Annotated in this window: 5 protein-coding genes; all 5 read right to left on the bottom strand. The window is 48.6% G+C overall.

All coding sequences use genetic code 11. The features are described 5' to 3' along the window. Nucleotides 1-994, bottom strand: a 994-nt coding sequence (locus ACUN8H_RS08615) for a retention module-containing protein (RefSeq protein ID WP_445531716.1), incomplete at its 3' end; no start/stop codon positions are given. 203 nt (nt 995-1197) lie between these two features. Continuing rightward, the gene (locus ACUN8H_RS08610) at nt 1198-1824 is read right to left on the bottom strand and encodes a LuxR C-terminal-related transcriptional regulator (protein WP_445531715.1); all 627 of its coding nucleotides are present in this window, start codon (nt 1822-1824) and stop codon (nt 1198-1200) included. Beyond that, complete coding sequence (locus tag ACUN8H_RS08605; protein WP_445531714.1) at nt 1824-3254, bottom strand: HlyD family type I secretion periplasmic adaptor subunit; 1431 nt, start codon at nt 3252-3254, stop codon at nt 1824-1826. Before ACUN8H_RS08605 ends, ACUN8H_RS08610 begins: the two co-directional genes overlap by 1 nt. Next, nucleotides 3254-5395 (bottom strand): type I secretion system permease/ATPase, encoded by a 2142-nt coding sequence (locus ACUN8H_RS08600; protein ID WP_445531730.1) that lies wholly within the window; start codon nt 5393-5395, stop codon nt 3254-3256. Before ACUN8H_RS08600 ends, ACUN8H_RS08605 begins: the two co-directional genes overlap by 1 nt. A 147-nt stretch (nt 5396-5542) precedes the next feature. Then, nucleotides 5543-7399 carry a TolC family outer membrane protein gene (locus ACUN8H_RS08595; protein WP_445531713.1) on the bottom strand — a complete coding sequence of 619 codons (1857 nt, stop codon included), beginning with the start codon at nt 7397-7399 and terminating at the stop codon, nt 5543-5545. Nucleotides 7400-7458 lie beyond the last annotated feature (59 nt).

Below are 7458 nucleotides of genomic sequence, written 5' to 3'. Positions count from 1 at the left end.
TGCCGGGGGTGAAGTCCACCCCGCCGTTGGCCACGGTGAGCGTGCCGTCTTCTTCGTCACTGGCGGTGAAGGTGGCCACGGTTTGGCCGACCACGGCGTCATTTTCGTTAAAGGTGTCCACCGCGGTGACGTCGATCGTCGGGCCGTCGTTCTGGGCGGTGTACGCCGGGGTGTCGCTGTCAGTGGCCGTGAGCGCAGGCGTGCCGCTGTCAGTGGCGGTGAGGCTGACCGGGGGCAGCGTGGTGCCGGCGTTAATGGCGTCGACACCGGCCTGGGTCAGGGTCACGTTCTCGCCGTCAAAGGCGTAGTAGCCGTCACCGTTGGTGCCGGGGGTGAAGTCCACCCCGCCGTTGGCCACGGTGAGCGTGCCGTCTTCTTCGTCATTGGCGGTGAAGGTGGCTACCACAGTGCCAACTTGGGCATCATTTTCGTTGAAAGCGCCCGCAGCGGTCACAGTAATAGTAGGAGAAGTATTTGGCTCAGGGCTCGGTTCTGGCTCGTCAGCTTCTGCTGTGTCGGCATCAGGTGCACCACCGAAATCAATAAACTCCCCCTCCCCAAGCCCTCCTGAGGTTTCAAAGCTTAGTGAATCCGTCTCTTCAGCAATACGGGCAAGGCGGACAAAATCGCTGCCGCCACCGCCACCGCCGACGCCAGCTCCGCCAGCAGCAGTAGCATCAAGCAGATCAAGTAAGTCGCCGTCTTCATCATCAAGGGCAGCAAGCAGCGCCTCTAAATCATCGTCTTGTACACTGGCATCAGTGGCAACAATGAGGTCACTCACCAAATCGGGAGTAACTACAACTTCTTGTCCACCTTCAACTCGACTTACCCCCGTGCCATCAGCGAAATCCAACTCAACACTTCCATTGCTGGAGGTGATTAAGGTTTCCCCTTCCTGCAACACATCACCAATACTCAGTTCACGCAAGTTACCGGCTTCATCACGCGCCCAAGCCTGACCTGTAATAGAAACAATGGTTGCAGTTGCCATATCAATCTCCCGAATGAATTGAAAAGCCGTTGGCTAGTGCCTAGCACTAGGGAATTAGCGGCATATACCATCATCCTAGATGAGCGAACTACCAAAAAATATTGTACCGATGGACAGAAAAAGAGGGGGCAGATTAAGCCAATAAGGAAGGCATACGCTCTATCAGGCGATGAAATGACACCGACAAGAGCGCATTGATAGACTCAGGAAATAACACGCTCATACGCTGATGAGAGCTTAAGCATTAACTGCAGACGGTCACGAACTGACAGCTTCCTGAAAATAGCGCTTAGGTGGGCTTTCACAGTGCGCTCGGTAATATCCAGTTGGCGCGCTACCTCTTTATTTGTCGCGCCACGCGCCACCGCCAATGCAACGCCCCGCTCACGTTCGGTGAGCAAAGCAAGGTAGTCGTCTTGAGCATAAGAGAATTCCTCAGCGCGCTGAGCTAACGCTCTAAATGACCCGCCGATCACTTTGGCCAGCAATTCCTGGCCGACCCAAATCCCTTGATTAGAAACGACCAGAGCAACCTGCTTAAGCACATCAACGGCTGCTAACGTATGTACGTAGCCACGCGCACCCAAATCCAATGCCCTTAGGGCTTCTTTATCTTGAGGTGAATAGCTGAGGATGACCACGGTTACGTTCAACAAACTCAAGCGTTGAGTCAATTGCGGCCATGAGCCAACGGTAGTAGCTACCCAAACTAAGTCGCCAGAGTGGGCATTTCGTTCTATAAAGTCGGGCGTTGAGGGCTGCGCACCAGGAAAAGCTTTTTGCCATCGAGCTTTGAGACCACCCTCCACTGTCACAAACCAATAGTCCATTATCGCTCCCCCATCGAATCACGCCATGCCCTTAAAACAGGCTTAAGTAAAAACTGCATAACGGTGCGCTTACCCGTGATGATATCTACCTGTGCGGTCATGCCAGGAATTACTTGAAGTGAACTGGTCACATCTTCTTCCTCTAGACTACGCACTCGCACCAGATAAAAGGTGTTATCTTCATCATCGGTAATAGTATCTGCACTTATATGGTCCAACTCTGCTTTCAGCCCCCCATAAATCGAATAGTCATAAGCTGTCAATTTAATATTCGCCGGCTGACCAGGGTGTAAAAATGCAATATCTTGAGGAGCAATACGTGCTTCGACAAGTAGCTGATCGTCGCTTGGCACGATATCGATGACTTCTTGACCTGGCTGGGCTACCCCACCAATTGTATTGATGTGAACCTGTTGAATCACACCATCCACTGGGGATCGGATTTCAGTTAGTCGTACTCGATCCTGCAGCCCCGTCCCGGACTGTTGTAGCGCATTTAGATCACCTAACGTTTCGGCAAGGTCATTACGCCACTCGCTTCTACGTTCCGCCCCTAACTCAAGTAGCTGACCTTCTGCTTCTTCTACGGCAGCTTCCAATCTTGATACAGCAGCGTCGGCCTGGTTACGCTCACCTGTGGCCCTTGACAAATCGCGTTGTAAGCGAAGAACTTCCACTTCTGAAACAGCCCCTGATTCCAGCAAAGGCCTTGTCAAATTAAGCTCTTGGCTGGACATGTTAGCTTCACGCTGAGCAGTATCGCGCTTAGCCACTGCTTCTCTTAATTCTTCTCTTCGCTGGCGAATGCGGTCATTGAGCACATTCTCTTGTTCGCGCAATTCTTCGCGGCGACTTTCATAAACTGCGCGTTCTTGAATAACAATAGATGGCACTTCCTGGCGCAACTCTTCATCAGGCTCAAACGGTGAATCGGTGACCAAAGCTCTCAAACGTTCGGCTTTTGCTTGTAAAGCAAAACGTTGAGCGCGATTTTCCCGAAAGTCAGAAACAAAGCGTGTCGGGTCAATTTGCATCAGCACTTGCCCCGCCTCAACCACTTGGCCTTCCCGAACCATGATTTGTTCAACTACACCGCCATCGTAAGACTGAATACGCTGTAATTGACTAGCGGGAATAACACGCCCACTACCGCGGGTAACTTCATCAATCGGAGCAAAAGAAGCCCAAATAATAAGCGCTAACAGAGCCACGCATGCTGTATAGAGAAACAGGCGTGCTCGAAGCGGCTCCTGTTGCAACCTGGCCCAGTCCGTATCACTTGCCCAGTCTCTGTTTAAATGAGCGGAGGTAACCCGCTTGGCGAACAGACGATCCATAAAAGGGCGGAATGGCTTTTTACCTTTTTCCGAGAAACGGCCAATTGCTTCAAAGCTTTTTTGTTCGGCCGAATTAGGTTTTTTCTGGGCCATTAGGAAGCCCTCCCTATCTGACCTTTACGTAACGCCTCAACGACCGTATCTCTAGGCCCATCCGCCACTACTTTACCCGCATCCATGACAATAATTCGATCCACTAAAGAAAGCAGTGAAGTTCGATGCGTAACCACCAGCATGGTTTTACCTTTAGCCTCTTTCTTGAGGTTAGCTTTAAAGGCTTCTTCACTTGCATTGTCCATGGAGCTTGTAGGTTCATCTAACAGCAGTATGGCGGGATCATGTACTAATGCGCGAGCGATAGCGACGGATTGCTTTTGCCCCCCTGAAAGAGCTTGGCCACGCTCACCAACTTCAAGATCCACACCACGAGGATGACCATTGACTAGGGGTTGTAAACCAGCAATATCCAAAGCCTTTAGCAGTTGCTCATCATCTATTCGGTCACTACCTCCGCCCGCTACTATATTGTCTCGCAGCGAGCCGGAAAAAAGACTTACATCTTGAGGCACATAACCAATATGGCGACGTAGTTGTAGAGGGTCTATTTGTCTAATATCAACTCCGTCGATCAAGACAGCGCCTGCCGTGGGCTGGTAAAAGCCAAGAATGAGTTTATTAAGTGATGACTTACCACAGCCGATACGACCTAATAAAGCTACCTTTTCACCGGCTTTAATCGAAATAGAAACATCTCGAACAGCATCACGCTCTTCATTTGGATAACGTAACGTTACTTTATCGATACGGATGCTGCCGTCTACGCTGGGTTTCTCCACGTAGACTTTCCCTTCACTGCGCTCTACGCGCTTATCCATCACTTGATCAAGCGAATCAAGCGCAGTCGATGACTGATGGTACTGTGCTAAAAGTGCCGCCGCTTGACTAATAGGCGCCATCGCCCGCGAGGAGATCATATAAGCCGCAATAAGGCCACCCTGACTTAAGTTACCTTCAATGATCTGATAAACACCCACTATAATCACACAAACCGCGACACTGTTTTGTGCCCACTGAGCAACGTTAGCAACTGATGTGCTAACGAGGCGTAACTGAGCACTGGTGCGAGATAAAAATGCAGTCGCTTTTTCCCAATGGCGCTGAATACGGCTTTCAGCACGAAGTGCTTTAACGTTTTCAAGTTGTGAAACTGACTCAACAAGCAATGAGTTTCTTTGAGCACCCATTTCCCACGTAGTTTGAGAAAGCTCATGAAGCTTACCCTGCGCAGCAAGAGCGTAGAGCAGTACAAAAATCACACCCACTAAAACTGGCAGCACAAGCCATGGGTTAATTAAGGCGATAATTGCCATAAATAAAACTACAAATGGAAGGTCAACTATTCCCAATATCGTTGCCGATCCAATAAAGGCACGCACTGATTCAAAGGATTGTAATGTTGAAGTAAATGAGCCTGTAGAGGCTGGCCTATCTTCCAGCCTCATCCCTAACGTCTTAGCCATAATAGACGAAGATAATTTCACATCTGCACGACTAGCAGCCAAGTCTACAAAGCTACTTCGCATCAAGCGCAGCGCCAAGTCAAAACAGAGCACAATAAAAACACCTAACGCTAACACCCAGAGGGTTTCAGTCGCTTGATTCGGTACTACTCGATCATAAACATTAAGCACGAACAATGGCATGGCAAGCGCAAATAAATTCACTGCCACCGATCCAATTAGAATATCGCGATATAGCCTTCTATTCTCTTGAATAACCCCCCAAAACCAATGTTGCCCTTTCTTTTTCTTAACTTCAGTACCGTTATCCAATCTTAGGCGGGGGCGCACATAAATTGCCTCACCGGAATAGCTTGAAGATAGCTCATCTAAGTTGACATCTACTTCAGCTTCATTAAGTTCCGGGAATATAACTTTGGCGACTCTTTTATGCACATCGATAGCATTAAGGATACATGCTCGACCTGGCTCTAAGAGCAAAATAGCTGGAAATAATTCTGGATTTAAACTTACTAAACGACTCTTAACAATACGAGCAGTCATGCCAGCACGCGCTGCAGCTCTGGCAAATACAGAAGGCGTCAAACTGCCTTGCTCAAGGGGCAAACCTGCAGTCAAGGTCTCAGATGAAATTTCATGCTGATGCATTCTTGCCACAGCCTGCAAGCACAGAAGCAGTTCATCACTCTTCTCTGAAACATCAGGCGATTTCATAAGTGAAAGCGTTTCTTCATGCTCTGCCAATGTCCACCTCTTATATTAAAAAGCACATAGCGTCTTAACCTCTACGCTATGTGCCATCTACTTGTTAAATATATACTAACGGTGATTTCAAGATCGCATTAAAGGAAAAACAGCGCTTTACCTATTTATTTCGTCAAATCGCTCTAATGTTATTTCCACGCGCCGATTCAGCTTTCGTCCTTCGAAAGTATCGTTCGAAGCGACAGGCCTTTTGGAACCATAGCCTTCCGTTTGCATTAGATTCTGCGCCACCCCTTGCGAAACGAGAAAGCGAGCAACGCTATCCGCACGACGCTTGGAAAGAGGGTCATTAATTTCATCTGTACCGGTGATATCAGCATGGCCCGCAATAAAGACTCTGGCCAAATCATCACGCTCTTTTATCTCTGCCGCTAGGCGCGAAAGATCATCCCTTGTGTCGACTCCAAGCTCTGCACTGTTAATAGCGAATAACGCATCAGTAGAAAGCGTCACATCTGGCGCTCGAGTAGGCGCAGGGGCCGAGAAATCCCCCCCAGTAAAGTCTTCAAGCTTGAAGCCACCAGGGCCAGCCACTGGACAAAGAATATCTGGCGTAATTTCAACCCCATCATTTCCAAGCTCAGCAAGGCTTGGCATATCTTCACGCATGATTTCTAATGCTTGCATTAACTGCCCAGTCGCTGCGAGTGTCCTGGCATCAGCTAACGTAATGTCATATTGAGCATTAGTATATGCACGGCTGGCTTCGAAATATTCATTTTCACTATCTAAAACGTCCAAGAGAGTACGCTGACCAATATCAAACTGCTGTTGATAAGCGCCACGAACGCGATCTATGGATAATCGATGTTCATTTAAATAATTTAGCTGTTCGCGAAGACGTTGAGCATCGTTGTAAGCAATTTGAGTGGTTTGCCGAACATTCGTACAAGCCAACTCCCGCTGATCAACAGCCTCTTCGATGCGCTCACTAGCGGCTCGATAAGCAGCAAGATCACTGCCCCCATTATACAAATTCATAGTAGCGACTAGCTGAATACTAGTCTCATCACGACGCCCAGCAATCGCGTCATCCTGATTATTAGTGCCTGATCTACCTTGAATTTCTAAACGCGGCATAAAGGCAGCGCGCGAACTTCCTTGCTCAGCACGCTGAACATTAATGTTTTCGATTGCTGCATGGAAATCAGGATTACCTTGAAATGCTAAATTTACTGCCTGACTTACACTGTCAGGCAACTCCTCCTCTAAGGAGGGGGCTGCCATTAGGTTTTGTGCTGGCAAATCACCCACAATCCGCATGTAACGGGCAGTAACGTCATGTAGATTGGTCGCCTCGGTCATCAAGTTAGACTCTGCTAACGCTAAACGTCCGCTAATCTGCTCAAGGTCAACGCCACGGCCCGCACCTGATAAGGTGCGCTCTTCGATTTGCCGATAAACTTCTTGATGTTTTGCGTAATTTTCTTGTGCAAGCCTTACCAGCTCTCTACGGCGAGCAACATCCAGGTAGGCTTCGGCAGCTTCTAGAGCAATATTCTCACTGGCACCAATAAGCTCATAGTAGGTCACTAATTTTGATCGATCTAAACGCTCGACTTCACTACGAGTAGCAAAACCATCAAATATCAACTGAGTTAAGGTAATTTCTGCATAGTCAGTATCATAACTGCCTCGACCATCACCTTCCTGTGATTCGCGACCTACCCCCGCAGTGACATCAATACTGGGCAAATAGTTGCCTCGAGCAACGCCTATATCATGCTCAGCGGCATTCAAGCGCCTCCATGCAGCCTCTACTTCCGGGTTTGTGGAAATGGCTCTTTGAACCACACTTTGTAAATTGTCATTACCAGGCTCATAAAGAGTTTGTGGCAGTGTCTGTGCGATCGCACTAGTGAGCGGAATAAGTGACAAAGTGGCCACTATCAAGGGTAGTGAAGCACGTCGAAAATTAATTTTATGCGCTTTTGTAGGTACTTCTAGCTTCATTTTTTGCGTTCCCTATAGCTGATATCACTTCACTGGCCACCCAGCTAAGCGTTTAGCCT

This window comes from Vreelandella sp. V005, assembly GCF_052645115.1.
The sequence above is the reverse complement of the archived record's forward strand: the minus strand, read 5'-3'. Positions and strand labels throughout refer to the sequence as shown.